Origin of the sequence: Yinghuangia aomiensis, from assembly GCF_039542225.1 — a bacterium.
Taxonomy (GTDB): domain Bacteria; phylum Actinomycetota; class Actinomycetes; order Streptomycetales; family Streptomycetaceae; genus Yinghuangia; species Yinghuangia aomiensis.
Window position 1 is genome coordinate 43,854 of record NZ_BAABHS010000024.1, and the last position, 22,125, is coordinate 65,978.

The 22,125-nt window shown below is 73.2% G+C and carries 14 protein-coding genes; 5 read left to right on the forward strand and 9 right to left on the reverse strand.

Annotated features, from left to right (window positions below; translation table 11 throughout):
• Window positions 1-16: 16 nt before the first annotated feature.
• The 6 genes from ABEA93_RS28785 to rhaI form a co-directional block, all read right to left on the reverse strand.
• Window positions 17-670, reverse strand: a complete 654-nt coding sequence (locus ABEA93_RS28785; RefSeq protein ID WP_345678743.1) for a LutC/YkgG family protein — start codon at window positions 668-670, stop codon at window positions 17-19.
• Complete coding sequence (locus tag ABEA93_RS28790) at window positions 667-2,103, reverse strand: lactate utilization protein B (RefSeq protein WP_345678744.1); 1,437 nt, start codon at window positions 2,101-2,103, stop codon at window positions 667-669. Before ABEA93_RS28790 ends, ABEA93_RS28785 begins: the two co-directional genes overlap by 4 nt.
• On the reverse strand, window positions 2,100-2,879 hold the full coding sequence (locus tag ABEA93_RS28795) for a (Fe-S)-binding protein (protein WP_345678745.1): 780 nt from the start codon (window positions 2,877-2,879) through the stop codon (window positions 2,100-2,102). The genes ABEA93_RS28790 and ABEA93_RS28795 overlap by 4 nt, the downstream gene beginning before the upstream one ends.
• A 40-nt stretch (window positions 2,880-2,919) precedes the next feature.
• Window positions 2,920-4,419 carry a rhamnulokinase gene (locus ABEA93_RS28800; RefSeq protein WP_345678746.1) on the reverse strand — a complete coding sequence of 500 codons (1,500 nt, stop codon included), beginning with the start codon at window positions 4,417-4,419 and terminating at the stop codon, window positions 2,920-2,922.
• A 121-nt stretch (window positions 4,420-4,540) separates the two neighbouring features.
• The gene (locus ABEA93_RS28805; protein ID WP_345678747.1) at window positions 4,541-6,589 is read right to left on the reverse strand and encodes a bifunctional aldolase/short-chain dehydrogenase; all 2,049 of its coding nucleotides are present in this window, start codon (window positions 6,587-6,589) and stop codon (window positions 4,541-4,543) included.
• A 47-nt stretch (window positions 6,590-6,636) separates the two neighbouring features.
• Window positions 6,637-7,803, reverse strand: a complete 1,167-nt coding sequence (gene rhaI / locus ABEA93_RS28810; protein ID WP_345678748.1) for an L-rhamnose isomerase — start codon at window positions 7,801-7,803, stop codon at window positions 6,637-6,639.
• A gap of 173 nt (window positions 7,804-7,976) precedes the next feature.
• Between rhaI and ABEA93_RS28815 the strand changes: the two genes are divergently transcribed.
• Window positions 7,977-9,044: a LacI family DNA-binding transcriptional regulator gene (locus tag ABEA93_RS28815; RefSeq protein WP_345678749.1), complete on the forward strand. Its 1,068-nt coding sequence runs from the start codon at window positions 7,977-7,979 to the stop codon at window positions 9,042-9,044.
• Window positions 9,045-9,166: 122 nt separating this feature from the next.
• Here ABEA93_RS28815 and ABEA93_RS28820 read toward each other — a convergent pair whose 3' ends face one another.
• Window positions 9,167-11,638: a beta-glucosidase family protein gene (locus ABEA93_RS28820; RefSeq protein WP_345678750.1), complete on the reverse strand. Its 2,472-nt coding sequence runs from the start codon at window positions 11,636-11,638 to the stop codon at window positions 9,167-9,169.
• A gap of 73 nt (window positions 11,639-11,711) precedes the next feature.
• Between ABEA93_RS28820 and ABEA93_RS28825 the strand changes: the two genes are divergently transcribed.
• Window positions 11,712-12,350, forward strand: a complete 639-nt coding sequence (locus ABEA93_RS28825; protein ID WP_345678751.1) for a TetR/AcrR family transcriptional regulator — start codon at window positions 11,712-11,714, stop codon at window positions 12,348-12,350.
• Here the strand turns inward: ABEA93_RS28825 and ABEA93_RS28830 are convergent.
• Both ABEA93_RS28830 and ABEA93_RS28835 read right to left on the reverse strand, forming a co-directional pair.
• Entirely contained in the window at window positions 12,320-14,683 is a 2,364-nt protein-coding gene (locus ABEA93_RS28830; protein WP_345678752.1) for an alpha-L-rhamnosidase-related protein, read from the reverse strand. The genes ABEA93_RS28825 and ABEA93_RS28830 overlap by 31 nt on opposite strands.
• The gene (locus ABEA93_RS28835; RefSeq protein ID WP_345678753.1) at window positions 14,680-15,525 is read right to left on the reverse strand and encodes an alpha/beta fold hydrolase; all 846 of its coding nucleotides are present in this window, start codon (window positions 15,523-15,525) and stop codon (window positions 14,680-14,682) included. Before ABEA93_RS28835 ends, ABEA93_RS28830 begins: the two co-directional genes overlap by 4 nt.
• Window positions 15,526-15,644: 119 nt before the next feature.
• On the opposite strand from ABEA93_RS28835, the gene ABEA93_RS28840 reads away from it, so the two are divergent.
• From ABEA93_RS28840 to ABEA93_RS28850, 3 genes are read left to right on the forward strand one after another with little or no spacing between them, the layout of a single operon-like run.
• Window positions 15,645-16,955: a type 1 periplasmic-binding domain-containing protein gene (locus ABEA93_RS28840; protein ID WP_345678754.1), complete on the forward strand. Its 1,311-nt coding sequence runs from the start codon at window positions 15,645-15,647 to the stop codon at window positions 16,953-16,955.
• A 32-nt stretch (window positions 16,956-16,987) separates the two neighbouring features.
• The gene (locus ABEA93_RS28845) at window positions 16,988-19,231 is read left to right on the forward strand and encodes an ATP-binding protein (RefSeq protein WP_345678755.1); all 2,244 of its coding nucleotides are present in this window, start codon (window positions 16,988-16,990) and stop codon (window positions 19,229-19,231) included.
• The gene (locus ABEA93_RS28850) at window positions 19,228-22,074 is read left to right on the forward strand and encodes an ABC transporter permease subunit (protein ID WP_345678756.1); all 2,847 of its coding nucleotides are present in this window, start codon (window positions 19,228-19,230) and stop codon (window positions 22,072-22,074) included. The genes ABEA93_RS28845 and ABEA93_RS28850 overlap by 4 nt, the downstream gene beginning before the upstream one ends.
• The last annotated feature ends 51 nt before the right edge of the window (window positions 22,075-22,125 follow it).

Genomic DNA, 22,125 nt, shown 5'->3' on the forward strand with positions numbered 1-22,125 from the left:
GGGCCCGCCGTCCCGGTCAGCCGTCCGACAGCAGCACCACGTCCAGTCGGCGCGGGCCGTGGACTCCCTCGACCCGGTCGAGTTCGATGTCGCTGGTGGCGGACGGGCCCGAGATCCAGGTCTGCGGGCGGCGCGGGTCGAGCAGCGGCAGGGCCTGCGGGACCGAGGCGACGATCTGGCCGGGTGCGCGCACGACGCAGATGTGGTGGTCCGGCACCAGCGTGAGGGCGCGGCGTCCCTGGCCTGGTCCGGCGTCGAGGACGATGGTCCCCGTCTCCGCGATCGCGAGCGCGCAGCCGGTGACGACGCTGTCGGTGCGGTCGAGTTCGGCCGCCGTGGTGAGGCCGTCGTCGCGGCGGACCGCCACGTCGGCGTCGTCCGGCAGCCAGGCGGCGGGCAGGTCCGGGGGCACCACCACCGTGCGTGCGCCGCGGCCGGTCAGCAACTGTCGGAGGGTCTGCGCCAGCCCCGCCGCCGACGCGCGGTGCACGTGCGCGCGGTAGTCGGTGAGGTTCTCCGCCAGGAGGTCCGCCAGTGCCGCGGGGTCGGCGCCGGTGTGGCGCTCGCGGTAGCCCCGGGCCACGGGCTCGTCCTCGGGGCGCGCGGCGCGGTCGGATCCGGCGACGGCGGTGCGGATGCGGCCGAGGATCAGCGCGCGGGAGTCGGTCATGGCGTCTCTCCGGAGGTGTCGCGGCGCTGCCACCAGGTGCGGAACGATTCGGCGGGGACGGCCGGGAGGTCGCGGGTGGCGCCCCAGGCCTTGGCCCAGCCGGGGAGCGCCGCTTTGCGCGGGTGCAGGGCCCGGGTGCGCACGGCGGTGCGCTGCAGGGCGGTGTAGCGCTTCGGGTCGCTCATCACCCAGGCGGCCGCGGCCAGCGCCGCGCGTTCGACGGGGTGGCCGGGCTGTGCGGCGACCTTCTCCCGCAGGTGGACGAGGACTTCGGGGATGTCGATGGCGACGGGGCACACGTCGTAGCAGGCGCCGCACAGCGATGACGCGTAGGGTAGCGAGGCGTCGATCTCGCTGGTGGTGCCGCGCAGTTGCGGGGTCAGGATCGCGCCGATCGGGCCGGGGTAGACGGAGCCGTAGGCGTGGCCGCCGGCCCGCTCGTAGACCGGGCACACGTTGAGGCAGGCCGAGCAGCGGATGCAGCGCAGCGTCTGGCGTCCGACCTCGTCGGCGAGGACGCCGGTGCGGCCGTTGTCGAGCAGCACCAGGTGGAATTCGCGCGGCCCGTCGCCGTCGGTGGTGCCGGTCCAGGTGGACGTGTAGGGGTTCATCCGCTCCGCGGTCGACGACCGGGGCAGCAGTTGCAGGAACACTTCGAGGTCCCGCCAGGTCGGGACGACCTTCTCGATGCCGACGACCGAGATCAGCGTCTCCGGGAGCGTCAGGCACATGCGCCCGTTGCCTTCGGACTCCACGACGACCAGCGTCCCGGTCTCCGCGACCAGGAAGTTCGCGCCGGATACGGCGACCTTCGCGCGCAGGAACTTCTCGCGCAGGTGCAGCCGTGCCGCTTCGGCGAGTTCGCGGGGTTCGTCGGTCATGCCGTCCGGTGCCGGGACGCCCCACTCCCCCATCGTGCCGGCGAAGATGTCGCGGATCTCGCCGCGGTTGCGGTGGATCGCCGGGACGAGGATGTGCGACGGGCGGTCGTCGCCGAGCTGCACGATCAGTTCGGCGAGGTCCGTCTCGTACGCGGTGATCCCGGCCTCGGCGAGGGCCTCGTTGAGCCCGATCTCCTGCGTGGCCATCGACTTGACCTTGACGACCTCGGTCTCGCCGGCGGCCCGCACGAGTCCGGCGACGATGCGGTTCGCCTCCGCGGCGTCGGCCGCCCAGTGCACGTGGCCGCCCGCCGCCCGCACCGCGGCCTCGGCCTGTTCGAGGTAGCGGTCCAGATGCCGGAGGGTGTGGTCCTTGACCGCCGCTCCGGCCGCGCGCAGTTCGGCCCAGTCGTCGAGTTCGGCGACCGCGGCGGCCCGGCGGCCGCGGATGGTGCGGGTGGCGTGCCGCAGGTTGCGGCGCAGCGTCGGGTTGCGGGTCGCGTCGCGGGCCGCCTTGGGGAAGGCGGGCATGCCGAGCGGGACGGCGCTCATCGGGGTGCCCCCTTCCGGGCGGTGGCGGATGCGAGGTCGACGGGGTCCGCCTCGGTCGCGGCGAGGATCTCGGCGATGTGCAGCGTGCGCAGGGGCGATCCGCGGCGGCCGGCCATGCCGCCGAGGTGCATGAGGCACGAGTTGTCGGCGGCGCACAGCACGTCGGCTTCGGTGGACTCGGCGTTGCGGATCTTGTCGGCGCCCATGGCGGCCGAGACGTCGGGGTTCTTGACCGCGAACGTGCCGCCGAAGCCGCAGCATTCGTCGGCGCCGGGCAGTTCGACGAGGTCGATGCCCCGGACCTCGGCGAGGAGCGTGGTCGGCCGGTCGCCGAGGCGGAGCAGCCGCAGCGAGTGGCAGGTGGGGTGGTAGGCGACGCGGTGCGGGAAGTACGCCCCGACGTCGGTGACGCCCAGGACGTCGACCAGGAATTCGGTCAGTTCGTAGACGCGGGGAACCACCGCGCCGACCGCCTCGGCCAGTTGCGCGTCGCCGGAGCGTTGCGCGGCCTTGGGGTGGTTGTCGCGGATCATCGCCCCGCACGAGCCGGACGGGGTCACCACCGCGTCGTAGCCGGCGAACGTCTCGGCGAAGGACCGCACCATCGGTTCGACGCGGCGGCCGTAGCCGGTGTTCCAGTGCATCTGCCCGCAGCACGTCTGGTCGAGGGGGAAGTCGACGGTGCAGCCCAGGCGTTCGAGCAGGGTTACGGTCGCCTGCCCGGTGCGGGGGTAGAGCAGGTCGTTGACGCAGGTGAGGAACAAGCCCACACGCATGACGCCGGATCTCCTTGCGTGGTCGTCGGTCGGGCGGCGTTCAGGCGGCCGGGACGCCGGCGCGGAGGGCGGCGAGCCGTTCCGCGGCGGCGTCCCAGGGCCGCCGGTCGCCGGGTTCGTACCGGCGCAGGTGCTGGGTGCCGCGCAGCAGGCTCCGCAGGTCGCCGAGCGTGCCGTGCACGATACCGAGGGCGCGTGCCTGTACGAGGATGTTGCCCAGGGCGGCGGCCTCCACGGGCCCGGCGACGACCGGAAGGCCGCAGGCGTCCGCGGTCAGCCGGCACAGCAGTTCGTTCTGCACGCCGCCGCCGACGATGTGCACGGTGTCCACCGTGCGGTCGGCGGTGCGGCACGCGTCGGCGACTGCGGCGCGGTACGCCAGCGCCAGGCTGTCGAGGATGCACCGGACGATGGCGCCGCGGGTCTCCGGGACGGGCTCGCCCGTCCGGCGGCACGCGTCCGCGATGCGCCGCGGCATGCCGCCGGGGGCGAGGAACGCGTCGTCGCCCGCGTCGACGAGGGAACGCAGCGGGGTCGCCCGGTCCGCTTCCGCCAGGACGTCGGACAGGGCGACGTCCTGCCCGTCGGCCTGCCACTGCCGCAGGCATTCCTGCAGCAGCCACAGGCCCGTGATGTTGCGCAGGTACCGGATGGTGCCGTCCACGCCGAGTTCGTTGGTGAAGTTGGCGGCGCGGGCGGCTTCGGTACGTACCGGGGCGTCGAGTTCCAGGCCGACGAGCGACCAGGTGCCGCTGGAGATGTAGGCGAAATTGCCGCCGTCCGCGGGTACTCCGGCCACCGCCGAGGCGGTGTCGTGCGAGCCGACCGCCACGACGGGCACCGGACCGGACAGGCCGGTCTCGGCGAGCACCTCCGGCAGCAGGAATCCGGCGGGGTCGCCGGGGCTGCGCAGCGGCGGGAACAGCGCGGGATCGATGCCCAACGCGTCGGTGACGGCGTGGGCCCAGTCCCTGCTCGCCGGGTCCAGGAGCTGGGTCGTGGACGCGTTGGTGCGTTCGGTGCCGGCGACACCGGTGAGCCAGAACGAGATCAGGTCGGGGATCAGCATCGCCTGCCGGGCGGCGGCGAACTGCGGCGTGTCCCGGGCGGCGACCAGCTGGTGCACGGTGTTGAACGCGGCGTGCTGGATGCCGGTGGCCGCGTACAGGTCGGCGGCGGGCACCGTCGCGTGGACGCGGTCGGGGACGCCTTCGGTGCGGGCGTCGCGGTAGTGCACCGGGTTGCCGAGCAGGGCGCCGGACGCGTCGACGAGACCGAAGTCGACGCCCCAGGAATCGATGCCGACCGACGTCAGCCGCCCGGCGGCGGTGCCGGCCGCGCGCAGGCCGTCGAGGATGCCCGCGTACAGGCCGAGCGCGTCCCAGTGCAGCGTTCCGGCGACCCGCACCGGCCGGTTCGGGAACCGGTGCACCTCGGCAAGGCCGACGCCGTCCGGGGTGACCCGTCCGACGATGACCCGGCCGCTGGACGCGCCGAGGTCGATGGCGCCGAAGGCGGCGGTCTGGGGGGCGGCTGGCATGCGGAACACCTCGAAGGCAGACGGGTCTCGGAAGAAGGAATGGCGGGATGCCGTATGCGCCGCGCCCGGGTCCCTCAACAGCCGGGCGCGGCGCATACGGCGCTTCCCGCGCCGGTGCGACTCAGCGCAGGAAGGCCGCGGCGACTCCCGCGTCCACCGGGATGTGCAGGCCCGTGGTGTGGGAGAGGTCGCCCCCGGTCAGGGCGAACACCGCGTTGGCAACGTGCTCGGGGAGCACTTCACGCTTGAGGAGGGTGCGCTGGGCGTAGAACTCGCCGAGCTTGTCCTCCTCGACGCCGTACACGGCGGCGCGTTGTGCGCCCCAGCCGCCGGCGAAGATGCCCGATCCGCGCACGACACCGTCGGGGTTCACCCCGTTGACGCGGATCCCGTGGTCGCCCAGTTCGGAGGCCAGCAGCCGCACTTGGTGCGCCTGGTCGGCCTTCGTGGCGCTGTAGGCGATGTTGTTCGGACCGGCGAAGACCGCGTTCTTGGACGCGATGTAGACGATGTCGCCGCCCATCGCCTGCCCGATCATCGTGCGGGCGGCTTCGCGCGAGACGAGGAACGAGCCGCGGGCCATGATGTCGTGCTGGAGGTCCCAGTCGCGCGCGGTCGTCTCCAGCAGCGGCTTGGAGATCGAGATGCCCGCGTTGTTGACTACCAGGTCGACCCCGCCGAACGCGAGTGCCGCCGCCGCGAACGCCGCCTTGATCTGCGCTTCGTCGGTGACGTCGACCGTCACCGCGACGGCCCGGTCCGCTCCGCCGAGCTCCTCGGCGACCGCGGCGGCGGCCTCGGCGTTCAGGTCGGCGACGACCACGCAGGCGCCCTCGGCGGCGAGCCGGTGCGCGACGGCCTTGCCGATGCCCGAGCCGGCGCCGGTCACCAGCGCGACCCGGGTGGCCAGCGGCTTGGGCTTCGGCAGCCGGGCGAGCTTGGCTTCCTCCAACGCCCAGTACTCGATGCGGAACTTCTCCGCTTCCTCGATCGGGGCGTACGTGGAGACCGTCTCCGCACCGCGCATCACATTGACGGCATTGACGTAGAACTCGCCCGCGACCCGGGCGGTCTGCTTGTCCTTGCCGAACGAGAACATGCCGATTCCGGGGACCAGCACGATCGCCGGGTCGGCGCCGCGCATCGCGGGCGAGTCCTCGGTGGCGTGGCGCGCGTAGTAGGCGGCGTACTCCTCGCGGTAGGCCGCGTGCAGCTCGCGCAGCCGCGCCGAGACCTCCTCCAGCGGCGCCTCGGGTGCCGTGTCGAGGACGAGCGGGGCGACCTTGGTGCGCAGGAAGTGGTCGGGGCAGGACGTTCCGAGCGCGGCGAGCCGCGGGTGTTCGGCGCGCCCGACGAAGTCGAGCACCACGCCGGCATCCGTGAAGTGGCCGACCTGCGGCCGGTCGGTCGAGGCCAGGCCCCGGAGCACCGGCGCGAGTTCGGCGGCGCGTGCGCGCCGGGCCGGCTCCGGGAGCGGGGCGTACCGCGGCAGCAGGTCGCCGAAGGGGTGGCGCTCGGCGTCGAAGCGCTCGGCGATGAAGGCCTCGGCCGTGCGGATGATGTGCAGCGAGTTCGCCTGGCATTCCTCGGAGGTTTCGCCCCAGGCGGTGATGCCGTGGCCGCCGAGGACGCAGCCGATCGCCTGCGGATTCGCCGCCTTGATCGCGGCCATGTCCAGGCCGAGCTGGAAGCCGGGGCGGCGCCACGGCACCCAGACCACGCGGTCGCCGAAGCACTCCGCGGTCAGCTTCTCGCCGTCGGCCGCGGTCGCCAACGCGATGCCGGAGTCCGGGTGCAGGTGGTCGACGTGCGCGGCGTCCACGAGACCGTGCATCGCGGTGTCGATGGACGGCGCGGCACCGCCCTTGCCGTGGGCGCAGAAGTCGAAGGCGGCGACCATCTCGTCCTCGCGGTCGACACCGGGGTACACGCCTATGAGCGCGCGCAGCCGGTCGAGCCGGAGCACGGCCAGCCCCGCCTCGGTCAAGGTGCCCAGGTCGCCGCCGGAGCCCTTCACCCACATCAGGTCGACGGCTTCGCCGGTGACCGGGTCGCGGTCGAGGCCTTTGGCGGAGGTGTTGCCGCCCGCGTAGTTGGTGTTGCGCGGGTCGGCGCCGAGGGCGTGCGAGCGCGCGATCAGCTTCGCGGCCTCGGACGGGATGCCGGACATCGGGGAAACTCCTGGTGTGCGAGACGGAACGGGATGCGGACAGCGGGTCAGGCGCCCCAGCCCGCCTGGGTGCCGCCGACGCGCTCGGCCTTGATCCGCTCGGCGTATCCCGAGCGGGCGTAGGCGGCCATCGGGTCCGGGGCCAACCCGGCCTCGTCGCGCAGTTCGGCGAGCAGCGCACGGACGTCGGTGTTGTAGGCGTCCATCAGCACCGCGTTGGCGCCGAGCACATCGCCCGCGCGCTGCGCCGCGGCGAGCGCGTCGGCGTCGACGAGGAGCGCCTTCGCCGTGGCCTCCTGAACGTTCATCACCGAGCGGATCTGCCCGGGGATCTTCGGCTCGATGTTGTGGCACTGGTCGAGCATGAAGGCGACCTCCGACGCCGGGTCCAGGCCGCCGCCGCGCACCACCTCGTGCATGATGCGGAACAGCTGGAACGGATCCGCGGCACCGACCATCAGGTCGTCGTCGGCGTAGAAGCGCGAGTTGAAGTCGAACGCGCCGAGCTTCCCCTCGCGCAGCAGGAACGCCACGATGAACTCGATGTTCGTGCCCGGCGCGTGATGGCCGGTGTCGACGACGACCTTGGCCCGCTCCCCCAGCTTGAGGCAGTGCGCGTAGGCGGTCCCCCAGTCCGGCACGTCGGTGGTGTAGAACGCCGGCTCGAAGAACTTGTACTCCAGGATCAGCCGCTGCTCGCCGGTCAGCCGCGCGTACACCTCGGCCAGTGCCTCGGCGAGCCGGTCCTGCCGGGCCCGGATGTCGTCCTGGCCGGGGTAGTTCGTGCCGTCCGAGAACCACAGCTTGAGGTCGCGCGAGCCCGTCCCGTCCATGACGTCGACGCATTCGAGCAGGTGGTCGACGGCCTTGCGGCGGATGCGCGGGTCCGGGTTGGTCACGGAACCGAGCATGTAGTCGTCGTCCTGGAACACGTTGGCGTTGATCGCGCCGATCCGCACACCGAGGTCGGCGGCGTGCTTGGCCAGTGCGGCGTAGTCGGCGACCTTGTCCCACGGGATGTGCAGCGACACGGTCGGCGCGACGCCGGTGAACGCGTGCACCTGCGCGGCGTCCGCGATTTTCTCGAACGGGTCGCGCGGGACGCCCTGCTGCGCGAAGACCTTGAAGCGCGTCCCGGAGTTCCCGTACGCCCACGAGGGCGTCTCGATCTGCTGACCCTTCAGCGCGGCGCGCACGGCGGACGCAGTTGTCATTGGCTCGGCTCCTTGCCCACCCTGGGACGATTCTGAAACGTTTCAATCCGATGCCCGTAAGGTAAGGGCGAAACATATGCCTGTCAACAGAACGTCGCTTCCGGAAGGATTCAAAAGGCCCGGTCGCACCGTGGATGATCACCCCGGGCACCGGGCCGCCTACGATGGCCTCTATGCCCAGATCGACACCGAAGCGCGACGAGCCCGCCCGCAGCGCCGGGCGCGTGGGGATCAAGGACGTGGCGCGCGGCGCCGGCGTCTCGGTCGGCACCGTCTCCAACGTGATCAACAACCCCGAGATGGTGTCCGAGGAGACCCGCCTGCGGGTGCGCGCGGTCATCGAACGCCTGGGCTACGTGCGCAGCGAGTCCGCCCGCCAGTTGCGCGCGGGGCACAGCCGCATGGTCGGCATGCTCGTCCTGGACCTCGCGAACCCGTTCTTCGCCGAGGTGGCCAAGGGCGCGGAGCATGCGCTGAGGGCCGCCGGACTCGGTGTGATGGTGTGCAACAGCGCCGCCAGCCCGGCCGAGGAAGCCGAGTACCTGGCGTTGTTCGCCGAACAGCGCATCCGCGGCGTCCTGGTGACGCCCGCGGACACCGGCGGGCGCACCGTCGAGTCGTTGCGCGGCCAGGGCACGCCGTTCGTCCTCGTCGACCGGTCGTTGGCCGCCGAGGAAGGCTGCTCGGTGTCGGTCGACGACCTCCGCGGCGGCACGCTCGCGGCGGCCCACCTGCTCGACGCGGGGCACCGCCGCGTGGCCTTCGTCGGCGGGCGGACCGACCTCCCGCAGGTCCGCGACCGGCTCGCCGGTGCGCGCTCCGCCGTGGCCGCCGCCGGGTTTGCCGACGACGTCCTGCTCCACCTGGCCACCGACCGGCTGGACGTCGCCGCCGGCCGCGACGCGGGGGCCCGCCTCCTCGGCCTCTCCCCCCGCCCCACCGCGGTCCTGTGCGCCAACGACCTGCTGGCCCTCGGGCTCCTCCAGACGCTCTACGCCGCCGGGGTCCGGGTCCCGGAGGACATCGCCCTGGTCGGCTACGACGACATCGAGTTCGCCGCCGCGGCCGCCGTGCCGCTCACTTCCGTCCGCCAGCCGGCCGGCCTCCTCGGCCGCACCGCCGCCGACCTCCTCCTCGACGAGATCACCGCCGAAGGCGTCCCGCACGCCCACCGGCGGATCGTCCTGCAGCCCGAACTGGTCGTCCGGGATTCGAGCGCGGCCCGCGTTCCGTCGTCCTGACCGCGAGCGGCGCGGACCGGCCCGACCATGTGAATCACCCGAGGGTTCGCCGGGGGGGCCGACGGCGGGGCGGCCTTCGCGGCCGTCCCCCTTCGGCCCACACCTGCGTGCCCGGCCGGTCCTCAGCCGACGCGCAGCGTCGTCGACAGCGCATGGGCCTCCGCGCTGTCGCCGATCAGCAGCGTGAACGCGCCCGGTTCGACCTGCCAGCCGTCCGCCCAGTGCGCGAACGCGCGCGGGGCGAGCCGCAGGTCCACCGTGGTCTCGGCGCCCGGGGCCGCCTCGGCGGTGGCGAACCCGGCCAGCCACAGGGCCGGCCGGGCCACGGCCGAGTCCTCGCGCCGCAGGTACGCCTGCACGGTGTGGCGGCCGTGGCGCGGGCCGGTGTTGCGCACGGTCACGTGGACCACCGTGTCGCCGTCCGCGGGCACATCGTCGGGTGCCGAAACGGCGACGTACTCCCAGGTGGTGTAGCCGAGTCCGTGGCCGAACGGGTAGGCGGGCCGGTGGCCTCCGGCCGGCCGGCCGCGGTAGCCGATGTCCAGGTCGTCGCCGTACGCGACGACGCCTCCGACCGGCGTCGTCGAACGCAGCGCCGGGGAGGCCTCGTCCGCGGGCCAGGTCACCGGCAGGCGGCCGCCCGGTTCGGACCGGCCCAGGAGGACGTCCGCGAGCGCATGGCCGAACTCCTGGCCGGGGAACCAGGTGAGCAGCACGGCGCCGACCTCGGCGCGCCACGGGAGCAGGACCGGGGCGCCGGCGTTGACGACGACCACGGTGCGCGGGTTCGCCGCGGCGACGCGCCGCACCAGTTCGTCCTGCGCCCCGGGCAGGACGAGGGTGGTCCGGTCGACACCCTCGGATTCGACTTCCTCGTTGGTACCGACCACCACGACGGCGACGTCCGCGTCGGCGGCGAGGGCCACCGCGCGGCGCATCTCCTCGTCGGCGGGGGTGTCGGGCGCCTCGATGCCGAGGAGGAAGCCGACGACGAGGGCCCCGGTGGGGAACTCGTGCCGGAGGCGCAGCCGTACGCGGCCGTCGGCGGGCAGGTGGTGCGTCGTCGACCGCTCCGGGGGATGGAGGATGCCGCTGAGCGGGTCGTCTTTGGCGATGTCCTCGTCGACGAGGACGGTGTCGTCGGCCGTGAGCCGGAACCGGCCGGAGCCGGCGACGCCGATCCGGTGCGGGCCGCCGCCGGGCATCCGCACGTCGGCCTCGACCTCGACCGCGCAGGCCTGCTGGACGATGGCGTCACTCAGCCACAACAGCCGTGCCGAGAGCCGGAGTTCGTCGAGGACAAGGGAGCCGTCGGGGGCGTGGAAGCGGACGCGGAAGCCCGGGGCTCCGGTGACCGGGTCGGTCGCGTGGCGGTGGTCGAGGGCCGGCAGCCGGGGCCGGGTGCGGACGCCCGGCTCGTGGGTGATCTCGACGCCGTCTCCTAGCGCCGCGCGCAGGCCGTCCAAAGGGCTGACGGTGTGCCGGGGCTGGACGGTGGCACTGCCGCCGCCTTGGACGCGGGCGGTCGCGGCGTTCGGCCCCAGGACGGCGACACGGCGCAGCCCTTCGGCGGACAGCGGCAGGAACCCGTCGTGATTGCGGACGAGCACGGTTCCGGACACCGCCGCGGTGCGCAGCAGTGCGCGCTCGTCCTCGGGCTCGTGCGGTGGCAGGGTGCCCTCCCCCGGGTCGCCGAGTGCGCCGACCCGGGCGGCGAGGCGCAGCAGGTTGCGGACTTTGGCGTCGACGGACTTCATCGGGACGCGGCCGGCCTCCACGGCGGCGGCGAGTGCGTCGCCCCAGGGCCCGTGCGGGCCGGGCATGGCCAGGTCGAGGCTGCCGAGGGCGGCGCCTTCGGTGCTGCGGGCGGCGAACCAGTCGGAGACGACGAGTCCGTCGAATCCCCATTCGCCGCGCAGCGGTTCGTCGAGGAGGGGGCTTTCGGTCATGGTGGTGCCGTTGACCGAGTTGTAGGCGGCCATCAGCGCCCAGGGCGCGGCGGTGCGGACGATGTGCTCGAACGGCGCCGCGTACACCTCGCGGAGGGCACGCGCGCCGATGCGGACGTCGACGGTGTAGCGGTCGGTCTCGAAGTCGTTGCCGACGTAGTGCTTGACGGTCGCGGCGACCCCGGCGGCCTGGAGGCCGGCGACGGTGGCGGCACCCATCGCGCCGCTGAGCAGGGGGTCCTCCGAGTAGCACTCGAAGTTGCGGCCGGCGTACGGGCTGCGGTGCAGGTTCACGGTCGGGCCGAGGACGACGTCCACCCCCTTGCTGCGGGCCTCGGCCGCGAGCAGGCCGCCGAGGCGCCGGGCCAGTGCGGGGTCCCAGCTCGCCGCGACCGCGGTCGGGCTGGGCAGGACGGCGGACGGGTCGCGTTCGTCGAACCGCTCGCCGCGCACCCCGGCGGGTCCGTCGGAGAGCACCAGGGCACGGAGCCCGACGGCGGGCTCGGCGTGTGTGCGCCAGAAGCCGGAGCCGGTCAGGAGGCGGATCTTGGCCTGGGTGTCGAGCCGGGCGAGGGCGCTCTCCACCTGCTCGTCGAGGGAACTGGGGGATGCCGGTGACGAGCTGTCATCATGACCGGTGTTCACTACACGGTGCATAATACCTTCCAGATGGCATGTATTCACTGTCGGACACGGGATCGCAGGGAGCAGGGCGGCAATGGCGGAGCAGACGGGGCGTCGGGGGCCGTACGCCAGCGGAGTCGCGAGGCGGGAGGAGATCGTCGTGGCCGCGCTGGAGCTGTTCGCGGCGCGGACCTACGACGCCGTGTCGTTGCGGGAGGTGGCCGCGAAAGTAGGGATCACCCACAGCGGTCTGCGGCACCACTTCGCCTCGAAAGAGGAACTGCTGACCGCGGTCCTGCACTACAACGACCAGGTGTCGCTCACGCCCGACCCGGAGCACGAGATCAGCGGCGTCGAGGTGCACGGCGTCGACTGGATCCGGGCGAGCGTGGACGTCGTCGCGTTCAACTCCCGGCAGCCGCTGGTGATCCGCCTGTTCGCGACGCTGTCGGTGCAGGCGACCGATCCGCACCACCCCGCGCACACCTACTTCGTCAAGCGCTACGCCGTCGCGCGGGGCCTGGTCGCCCGGGAGTTGGAGTTCGCCCGGGCGAACGGCGACATCCGGGCGGACACCGACGTGGAAGCGGCCGCCGAATCGCTGCTGGCGACCATGGACGGGCTCCAGATCCAGTGGCTGCTGGATCCCGAGCACGTCGACATGGTCAGCGCGTACCGGCAGTTCGTGGACCGCTTCCTCACCTATCTGACGTCGCTCGACTCGGCGGGCTGACCGGCGGGCAGCGTGATGCCGTGCCGTCCCGCCGCGTAGTCGCCGCCGCCGTGCCGGAACGGGACGGGGCTGTCGACGTCCAAGCGTGTCGGGGTGACCGCGACGGTGATCAGCCCGGCCGGGCACGGCACTTCACCGGACGCCGAATCGAGCGTGCCGAGCGCCGGTTCGATGCGCGCCACCCCGAACCCGGGCTCGGCCGGTTCGACGCCGAGCACCCGCACCACCAGGTCGCGGGTCGGGGTCGACGACCAGCCGTGGCTGACCGTGCCGCCGTACCAGGTCTCGGACCACGAGGTCGCGCAGCGCTCCAGCGCGGCCGTCCAGTCCCGGCACAGCCCCGCGACGAGGTCGGCGCGCCCGGCGGCGGCGAGCGCGTCGTGCACGACGTACCGGAAGAACGGCTGGGCCCGGACGACCTGCTTGTCGGTGTCCCACCACGGCTCGGGGTGGCCGATGCGCAAGTAGTCGCCGCCGACCGGGAGATCGCCGCCGGGCACGGCGGGCGCGTCCGGGCTGCTGAACGCCGCGTCGACGTGCGCGGTGGTGTCGGTGAGGACGTCCACCAGGCGCGCCCAGCGCTCCCGCGGGGCGAGCCCGCCGACGATCGCGGCCGCCTGCGCGTGCTGCGAGGCCGCGGTCACGCGGCTCCCGCCGACGAGCGCGTCCGCGTACCGGCCCCGCTCGCCGTCCCACAGGAGGTCGAACCCGGCGGCGAGCCGCCGGTGGACGTCGAGCGCCCAAGCGGCGCGGCCCTCGTCGCCGAGCCATGCGGCCATGTCGGCGAATTCCCGCAGTGCCCGCCCCCACAGACCGCACAGTGCGGCGCAGACGCCTTCGGTGGTGACCGACGCCCAGTCGATCAGCACCCAGCCGAACACGTCCTCGAGGAGGCCGTCGGCGTTGCGGAACGGGAGGAACCAGCGCAGGACGCGCTCGGCCACCGGCAGCAGCGCGGCGATCTCGTCGCGGTCGCCGACGTACCGGTAGGAGTTCCAGACCGCGTGCACCCAGTGCAGTGACCAGTCCGGGATGACCGTGAAGTCGGCGTACTCCACGTCGCCGGCCACGGCCATCGGCAGCATGCCGTCGCTGCGCGGCGAGGCGGCCATCCGCGGGTACCAGCGGGCCAGCCGCCAGTCGGTGTTCGTCGCGAAGTCCACCATCTGGTGGACCACGGCGTCGCCGACCCAGGCGCGCTGTTCGCGGGTCGGGCAGTCGATGTACGCGTCGGCGGAGCACAGCGTGACGGTGCGGCGGCCGACCTCCCAGATCCGTTCGAGGACCGGGTCCGAACAGCGGAAGGAGGCTCCCCCGGTCACCGGGTAGGTGCGGGAGCGGACGCCGATGCCGTGCACGGTCACCCCGTCGCCGGCATCGACGAGCGCGCCGTGCAGGCCGTACAGGTCCAGCGATTCGGCGGTGCGCCGGGTGCCGTCGAGGGTGACGGTGAAACAGGCGTCGTGCTCGCCCGGCGACGGCTCGCCGTCGGCGAGGAACTCGGCGACGCGGACGGTCACGGATGCGCCGTGCGGCCCGGAGACGTCCACGACCAGCGTTCCGGATTCGATCCGGTCGGCGACATAGGACCCCGAGGGCGTGCGGCGCAGCGCCACCTCGCACGGCGTCGCCTGCGCGATCGGGCGGGCGCCGAGCGGTCCGCCGGGGAAACTGGGCGGCTCGGCGCGCCCGGGTTCGCCGGTGGTCATCGCCCGCCGCGCGACCGCCGGGGCCCAGCCGACGTCGCGGGCGAAGCCGCCGGCCTCGGCGGCGTCGACGGCCGTGGCCCAGTCCGCGGGCAGCACCCGGCAGTCGACGTGCTCCTCGCCGCGGCCGGACAGCCGGTCCACAACGTTCTCCCCCCACCCGGGCAAGGCGCGGGACCGCCAGTGCTCGTCGGAGACGAACCACCCGTCGGCGAGGCGGGCTTCGAACACGAAAGCGCCCTCGTGCAGGTCGTTCGCCAGCGGCGACGGCGGCATCCACCACGGCTTGGGTCCGTCGTAGCGCCAGGCCAGCACCGCGACCACGTTGGCGCCGGGGCGCAGGTACGGGGCCAAGTCGACGTCGTCGTACGGCTGCTGCCGGGGGTTGGCGCGAACCGGCCCGCGGGACACCTCGGTTCCGTTGACCCACAGCGCGTACCGGGACAGTGCGGCCATGCGGGCGGGCACCCGGTCGGGTACCGAGGCGAGGTCCAGGGTGTGCCGGAGCGCGACCACCTCGCGTCCGCCGTCGGCCGCGCGCTCCGCGGCCCAGATCCACCGCCCGCGCCACCGTCCCGGCGGGAAGTCGCCGGGTATCGGGGTCGGGCCTGCAAGCGAGTTCGTCATCGGCGGCCCTCCAGCCGGTCGAAGTGGGCCCGGACCGCGGCGAGCCACGCCCGCGGCTGCTCGGTCTGCGGGCTGTGCTTGGCGCCGTCGACGACGACGAGGCGGGCCCCCGGTATGCCGTCGGCCAGTTGGCGGACGCCGCGGCGCAGCGCTTTGTCTCCCGCGCCGACCAGCACGGTGGTCGGGCAGGCGATCTCGCCGAGCCGTGCGGTGAGTGCCGGGTAGCTGCGCAGCTCCCGGGCGAACGCCGCGAAGGCCTCGGGGTCCGTGTCCAGGAACGCGGCGGCCTGCCGGTCGCGTTGCTCCGCCGAGAGTCCGCCGTCCGCGCCGCTGCCGTCGGCGGCGGGTTCGGGCCGCGGCAGCAGCTTGACGAGCGTGCCGAGCACACCCATGCCGCGTCGGCGCACCAGCCCGCCGAGCGGGCTCATGAGCAACGACAGCGGGCCGCCCGCGGGTTCGGGCGCGGTGTCCATGAGGACGAGCGAGCGCACCCGGCCGGGGTGGGCGAGCGCGTACCGCTGGGCGACCACGCCGCCCATCGAGTGGCCGAGCAGGTCGACCGGCCCGAGGCCGAGCGCGTCCAGGAAGGCGTGCAGGTCCGCTTCCAGCGCGTCGAACGTATAGGCGTCGGCGCGCCCGGGTTTGGCGCTGCGTCCGTGGCCGCGGTGGTCGTACGCCACCACGCGCCGGTCGGCCGCGAGCCGGGGCAGCACACCGGCCCAATCCGCGGTGCTGCCGACGAATCCGTGCAGGAGGACAAGTGGTTGCGTACCGGGCGTCGGACGGCCGTGGTCCTCGTAGTTCAGGGCGGTGTCACCCGCGGTGAGCTGGGCGTTCGTCATGCCTTCATGAAACCCTTCCATCTGGCAGGTATTGGATGTTAGCATCGCCGCGCTTCGCTGTGACGCCCATTTCTCCGCGAAGTCAAATCCAGGAAGTTCCCAGGAAAGGGATGCGTCGCATGCGACCAAGACTCCGGGTTTCCGTCCCCGCCGTGGCCGTGCTCGTCGCCGTCGCCGGCTGCTCGGTCAGCAGCGGAACTCCGAAGGAGACGAGCAGCAACGGCGGCGGCCAGGCCGCCGCCGCGCCCGCCCAGGGGGTCACCGCCACGACCGTCAAACTGGGCGTCGCCGGCACCGATCCCGCGGCTCTCAAGGCGGTCGGCATACCCGCCGACGGCCCTGCGACCAAGGACCTCTACACCGCGTGGATCGCGGCGCAGAACAAGCGCGGCGGCACCAACGGGCGGCAGATCGAGCTGGCCTTCCAGCCGTTCCTGCCGACCGGCCCGGCCGCGGCGCAGTCTGCTTGCGTCGCGCTCGCGAAGGACCAAGGCGTGTTCGCCGCGATCGGCATCTTCACCGGCGACACCCCGCTCTGCTTCACCCAGACCGAAGGCGTCCCCTACATCGGTCTGTGGGGGCAGTCCGCCGACCGTGACGCGAAATCCACCAAGGCGCCGTTCCTGGCCGTCGAGATGGCCGACGACCGGCAGCGCAAGGCCGGCGTCCAGGCGCTGCTGGACCAGGGGTTGCTCACCGGACACAAGGTCGCGCTGTACTGGGAGGCGCAGGACGGCGCGGTCACCAAGGACGTCGTCAAGCCGCTGCTGAAGGCGGCCGGCGTCGACGTGGTCGTCGAAACGCCGCTCCCGAACCTCGGCACCGACCAGGCCGCGCAGAACCAGGCGATGGACACCATCGTCGAGAAGCTCAAGTCGTCCGGCGCCGACACGGTGCTGAACACCTCGAACTTCGCCGGGCTCATGAACGCGCTCCAGCGCAAGAGCTGGCTGCCCCGGCAGATCCTGGCGACCTCGCAGCAGGCCTTGAGCCCGGCGGTCATGCAGACCACCGGCATCAAGCCCGCGACGATGGCACCGCTCGTCGTCGCCGCGCCGTACGCCCCGACGAAGGCCGAACTGACCGCCGACCCGGGCCTGGTGCAGTGCGTCACCGAGTACAACGACGCCTTCCCCGCCGCGCGGGTCGACCCGGCGGCGGCGTCCGCGGAGACGCTGAGCGGCATCGCGCACCAGTGCGCGGCCTTCCGCCTGTTCGTCCAGACCACCGACAAGGCCGGGAAGGACATCACCCTCGACGGCTGGAAGGCGGCGGCCGAGGGACTCGGCAAGGTCACCCTGCCGGGCGTCCCGATGGGCTCGCTGGGCCCCGGGAAGCACAGCGTCGGCGACGCCGTCGGCGTCTACAAGTTCGACCCGGCGACCGCGCAGATGGTGCCGGCCGGCCCGGCCGTCGCCGCCGTCGGCTGACGCGTTCCGGGACCACGGCGGAGAGGCCGACCATGAGCGACCGCATGACCCGCGACGACGGATTCGCGGACCTCGCGGGTGCGTTGCTGCACACCGAGCCCCCATCGGAGGACATGGGGGGCACAGCCGGACGGCACCGGGACGATCCCCGGGAACCGGGCGGCGGGGTCCTCGGCGACAGCGGGGAACCCACGACGCTCCGCGCCGGGCTGCGCCGGGCGGGACCGGCCACCTTCGTGGTCCTGCTCCTGCTGACCTCGCTGGACGAACTGGAGGGCGCCGCGCTCGGCGTGCTCGCGCCCAACATCCGCGACAGCTTCGGCGTCAGCGACGGGATGATCGTGTTCCTGTCCGTCGCGGCGGGCGCGTTCATCGTGGTCGGCGCCGTTCCGATGGGCTGGGTCGCCGACCGGTTCCGGCGCGGCCCGGTGATCGGCGCGGCGAGCGCGTTCTTCGCCGCGATGGTGTTCGCGTCCGGTTTCGCGGCCAACGCCTTCATGTTCTTCTGGACCCGCTTCGGCGCGGGCGTCGCCAAGTCCAACCAGGGTCCCGTGCAGGGGTCGCTGCTGGCGGACACGTACCCCATCGGCATCCGCGGGCGGATCGGCGCGGCCATCGGGGTCGGCGGACGGCTGGTCGGGGTGCTCAGTCCGTTGATCGTGGGCGGCATCGCGGCCGCGTTCGGCGGCGACGACGGCTGGCGCTGGGCGTACTTCCTGCTCGGGCTCCCGGTCGCGGTCGCCGCGTGCGCGGCGTTCTTCCTGCGCGAACCGGTGCGCGGCCAGTGGGAGAAGACCGCGGTGGTCGGGGAGGTGGTCGTCGACGAGAAGCCGCCGCCCATCTCCGTCGAGGCGGCGTTCGCCCGGCTCGGGCGCATCCGGACCCTGAAGACCGTCGTGCTCGCGTTCGCCGCGATGGGGTTCGGGCTGTTCACCGCTCCGGTGCTCGGCAACCTGTACCTGGAGCAGCACTTCGGGCTCGGCGTGTTCGGGCGCGGGGTCGTCGGCACCGTCGGCGGGGCGGCCGGCCTGCTCGTGCTCCCCTTCGTCGGGCGGTACTACGACCGGCAGTTCCGGCACGACCCGGCGCGTGCGCTGCGGCTCATCGGGCTGCTCACCCTGCCGTCCGCGTTCTTCCTGCCGTTCCAGTACTACGCGCCGAACGTGGAGCTGTTCGCGCTGTTCAGCGTCGGGCCGGTGGTCCTGCTGTCCGCCGCCTTCGCGATGATCGGCCCTCTGCTGCAGACGATCGTCCCCTACCGGTTGCGCGGCATGGGTTCGGCGATGGGCTCGGTGTACGTGTTCTTCATCGGGGCGACCGGCGGCGCGCTGATCTCGTTCCCGCTGATCAACAGCTTCGGCATCCGCACCGCCGTGCTCGTCACCATGATCCCGTCCACGATCGTCGGCGGCCTCCTCATCATGCGCAGTTCGTGGCTCGTCAAGCGCGACCTGGCCAACGTGGCGGAGGAGTTGCGCGAGGAGTACGAGGAGCACCAGCGGCGTGCGGCGGCTCCGGACGACGTCCCGGTGCTCCAGGCGAGCGGCATCGACTTCTCGTACGGCCAGGTCCAGGTGCTGTTCGACGTCGGTTTCGAGGTGCGCCGCGGCGAAGTCCTCGCGCTGCTGGGCACCAACGGAGCGGGCAAGAGCACGATCCTGCGCGTCGCCTCGGGCATGGCCACCCCCGAGCGGGGCGTGGTCCGGCTCAACGGGCGCACGGTCACCTACGTGTCGCCCGAGCAGCGGGTCCGGCTGGGCGTCGTGTCCCTCGCGGGCGGTGCCGGGGTGTTCCCGAGCATGTCGGTCCGGGAGAACCTGGAACTCGGCGCGTTCGTCCACCGGGGCGACCCGGACGATGTCGCGCGCCGCATCGACCGGGTGCTGGAGATCTTCCCCCAGTTGCGCGAACGGCAGCGCGAGCGGGCCTCGACGCTGTCCGGCGGGCAGCAGCAGGTGCTCGCCCTGGCGCTGGCGCTGCTGCACGACCCCGAGGTCCTGCTCATCGACGAACTGTCGCTCGGCCTGGCGCCCGGCGTGGTCGCCGAACTGCTCGCCGTCGTCCGCAGGCTCCGCGCGTCGGGTCTCGCGATGATCATCGTCGAGCAGTCCCTGAACGTCGCCATGTCCGTCGCGGACCGCGCGGTCTACCTGGAGAAGGGGCGGATCCGCTTCACCGGCTCCGCCGCCGACCTCGCCGCGGGCGACATCGCCCGCGCGGTGTTCTTCCGCGGCGACGAAGACGGGCTCGTCCCGCACCGGGGAGAGGCGACATGAACAACCAGGTCCTCTTCGACGGCCTCGTCAACGGCCTCGCCATCGGCCTGATCGCCCAGGGCATCGTCCTGGTGTACCGGTCCACCCGCGTCGTCAACTTCGCGGTCGGCAACCTCGGCGTCATCGCGGCGGCGCTGCTGCCGCTCGTGTGCCTCAACTACGGCTGGCCGGTCTGGATCGCGCTGCCGGCCGCGCTGGCGGTCGGGACGCTGACCGGCACGCTGGTCGAGCTGTCCGTGATCCGCCGCCTGTTCACCGCGCCGCGGGTCACGGTCCTGATCGCGACGATCGGCGTGTCCCAAGCCGCCGTGGCCGTCGTGACCGCCCTGCCGGACGTCCGGAACGGGCTCAGCGCGCAGTACCCGGTCCCCGTCCACGGGACCTGGACGGTCGCCGGGATCACCGTCACCGGGGCGCAGGCCTCGGTGCTGGTCGTCGTTCCGCTCGTGGCCGGCGCGCTCTCGATGCTGCTCAACCACACCACCGTGGGCCGCGCGGTCACCGCGTCGGCGGACAACATGCCGCTGGCCCGCACCCTCGGCATCAACCCGAAGCTGATCTCCACCCTGGTGTGGACGATCGCGGGCCTGCTCTCCAGCCTTGCGATGATCCTCGTCTCCGGGCTGTCCGGCGGCGTCACCGCGGTCACCGACCTGGGCCCCGGCACCATGGTCCGGGCGCTCGCCGCGGCCGTGGTCGCGGGCATGGTCTCCTTCCGCTGGTCGATGCTGGCGGGCGTCGCAATCGGCGTGCTCCAGGCGTACGTGCGCTTCGAGTACGTGACCCGGCCCGGCCTCGTGGACCTGCTGCTGCTCGGCGCCGTGCTCGCCGCCGTGTGGGCGTACGCCCGCCGGGACGACCGCGGCCGGACGGAGACCGTGGCGTTCGGCCCGCGCGTCCGCACCGTGCCCGAACACCTGCGGCGCGTCTGGTGGGTGCGGCACCTGGGTCTGCTGGCCGCGCTGCCGGTCCTCGCCGCCGCGGTGCTCCTGCCCCTCGTCGTCACGCAGTCGTCGCGGCATCTGCTGTACGCGACGGTCCTCGCCTACGCCGTCTGCGCGTGCTCGCTGACCGTGCTGACCGGCTGGGCCGGCCAGCTCTCGCTCGGCCAGATGGCGTTTGCCGGACTCGGCGCGCTGACGGCCGCGTTGCTGACGCGCGGTCTCACCATCGGACTCGGCGGGGACACCCGGCTGATCGTCGACGCGATGCCGTTCCCGGCCGCGGTCCTGGCGGCCGCGGCGGGCACGGCGCTCCTCGCCGCGGTGATCGGGTTCGCGGCCCTGCGGGTCGACGGGATGCCGCTCGCGATCAGCACGTTCGCGCTCGGCGTCGCCGCGGTCGGATTCTTGTACCGGATGGACATCTTCGGCGCGGGCACCGGCGACTCGGTGGCCTTCCCCCGCGGCACGCTGTTCGGGCTGGACCTGTCGCGCGAACGCACGTACTACTACGTGCTCCTGGCGGTCCTGGCCCTTGTGGTCGCGCTGCTGTCCCGGCTGCGGCGTACCGGCCCCGGCCGCCGCATGATCGCCGTGCGCGACAACCCGGACGCGGCCGCCGCCGCGACGATCCGGCCGACCCGCACGAAAATCGTCGCGTTCGCCCTGTCGGGCGCGCTGGCCGGACTCGGCGGCGGACTGCTCGCCGGCGCCGTCCAGTCCGTGCCGGTGACCGAGCGGTTCTTCCAGGTCGGTGACTCGCTCATGCTGGTGGCCATCGTGGTGATCGGCGGGTTGGGCTCGGTCTGGGGGCCCGTGCTCGGCGCGGTGTGGGTGATCGGCCTTCCGGCCTTCTTCCCCGACAACGAGCTGGTGCCGCTGTTCGCCTCCAGTCTCGGGCTGCTGGTCCTGCTGATGTACTTCCCCGGCGGGCTGGTGCAGATCGGGTACGCGCTGCGCGGCGCGGTACTGGACCTCGCGGAACGGCGCTTGGCCGCCGCGGAAGCCGGGGCACCCAAAGCGCCGGCCGCCACACGCGTGCCGGCCGCGGCCCCTACCGAGCGCCGGACACGTCCCGAACTCCCCCCGGGAAAACCGGTGGTGGAGGTCCGCGACGTCGCCGTGCGGTTCGGCGGGAACACCGCCGTCGACGGCGTGAGCATGCACGTCCACGCCGACGAGATCGTGGGCCTGATCGGCACCAACGGCGCGGGCAAGTCGACGCTGCTCGGCGCGATCGGCGGGTTCGTCCCCGCGTCCGGGACGGTGGAACTGCTCGGCCACGACGTCTCCGGGTGGTCCCCCGCCCGGCGCGCGGCGCTCGGCCTCGGACGGACGTTCCAGGCCGCCCGGCTGTTCCCCGAACTCACCGTGCGCGAGACAGTCCTCGTCGCGCTGGAGGCACGCGGCCGGTCCGGGCTGGTCGCCACGGCCGCCTTCCTGCCCGGCGCCGTGCGCGCCGAACGGCGGCGGCGCGCCGAAGCCGCGGACCTGATCGACCTGGTCGGACTCGGCGCGTACGCGGACCAGGCGGTGGCGGGGCTGTCGACCGGCACCCGGCGCATCGTCGAACTCGCCAACCTGCTCGCGCTCGACGCACGGGTGCTGTGCCTCGACGAGCCCACCGCCGGCGTCGCGCAGCGCGAAACCGAGGCGCTCGGCCCGCTGCTGCTCCGGCTGCGGCGCGAACTCGGCGCGGCCATGGTGGTGATCGAGCACGACATGCCGTTCCTGATGTCCTTCACCGACCGGCTGTACTGCCTGGAAGCCGGCCGCGTCATCGCCGAAGGCACACCCGAACAGGTGCGCACCCACCCCGCCGTCATCGCCGGGTACCTCGGCACCGACGCCCACGCCATCGACCGGTCCGGCGTGGTCCGACAGCCACCCGGCACCGCCTGATCACCCCGAACACCCCGAACACCCCCACGAATTCCTGTATCCCGGGCATCC

What these genes read in the sequence shown, in the direction of transcription:
- ABEA93_RS28785 (WP_345678743.1), bottom strand. Translation starts at nt 670, where the DNA reads ATGACCGACTCCCGCGCGCTGATCCTCGGCCGCATCCGCACCGCCGTC.
- ABEA93_RS28790 (WP_345678744.1), bottom strand. Translation starts at nt 2,103, where the DNA reads ATGAGCGCCGTCCCGCTCGGCATGCCCGCCTTCCCCAAGGCGGCCCGC.
- ABEA93_RS28795 (WP_345678745.1), bottom strand. Translation starts at nt 2,879, where the DNA reads ATGCGTGTGGGCTTGTTCCTCACCTGCGTCAACGACCTGCTCTACCCC.
- ABEA93_RS28800 (WP_345678746.1), bottom strand. Translation starts at nt 4,419, where the DNA reads ATGCCAGCCGCCCCCCAGACCGCCGCCTTCGGCGCCATCGACCTCGGC.
- ABEA93_RS28805 (WP_345678747.1), bottom strand. Translation starts at nt 6,589, where the DNA reads ATGTCCGGCATCCCGTCCGAGGCCGCGAAGCTGATCGCGCGCTCGCAC.
- rhaI (WP_345678748.1), bottom strand. Translation starts at nt 7,803, where the DNA reads ATGACAACTGCGTCCGCCGTGCGCGCCGCGCTGAAGGGTCAGCAGATC.
- ABEA93_RS28815 (WP_345678749.1), top strand. Translation starts at nt 7,977, where the DNA reads ATGCCCAGATCGACACCGAAGCGCGACGAGCCCGCCCGCAGCGCCGGG.
- ABEA93_RS28825 (WP_345678751.1), top strand. Translation starts at nt 11,712, where the DNA reads ATGGCGGAGCAGACGGGGCGTCGGGGGCCGTACGCCAGCGGAGTCGCG.
- ABEA93_RS28830 (WP_345678752.1), bottom strand. Translation starts at nt 14,683, where the DNA reads ATGACGAACTCGCTTGCAGGCCCGACCCCGATACCCGGCGACTTCCCG.
- ABEA93_RS28835 (WP_345678753.1), bottom strand. Translation starts at nt 15,525, where the DNA reads ATGACGAACGCCCAGCTCACCGCGGGTGACACCGCCCTGAACTACGAG.
- ABEA93_RS28840 (WP_345678754.1), top strand. Translation starts at nt 15,645, where the DNA reads ATGCGACCAAGACTCCGGGTTTCCGTCCCCGCCGTGGCCGTGCTCGTC.
- ABEA93_RS28845 (WP_345678755.1), top strand. Translation starts at nt 16,988, where the DNA reads ATGAGCGACCGCATGACCCGCGACGACGGATTCGCGGACCTCGCGGGT.
- ABEA93_RS28850 (WP_345678756.1), top strand. Translation starts at nt 19,228, where the DNA reads ATGAACAACCAGGTCCTCTTCGACGGCCTCGTCAACGGCCTCGCCATC.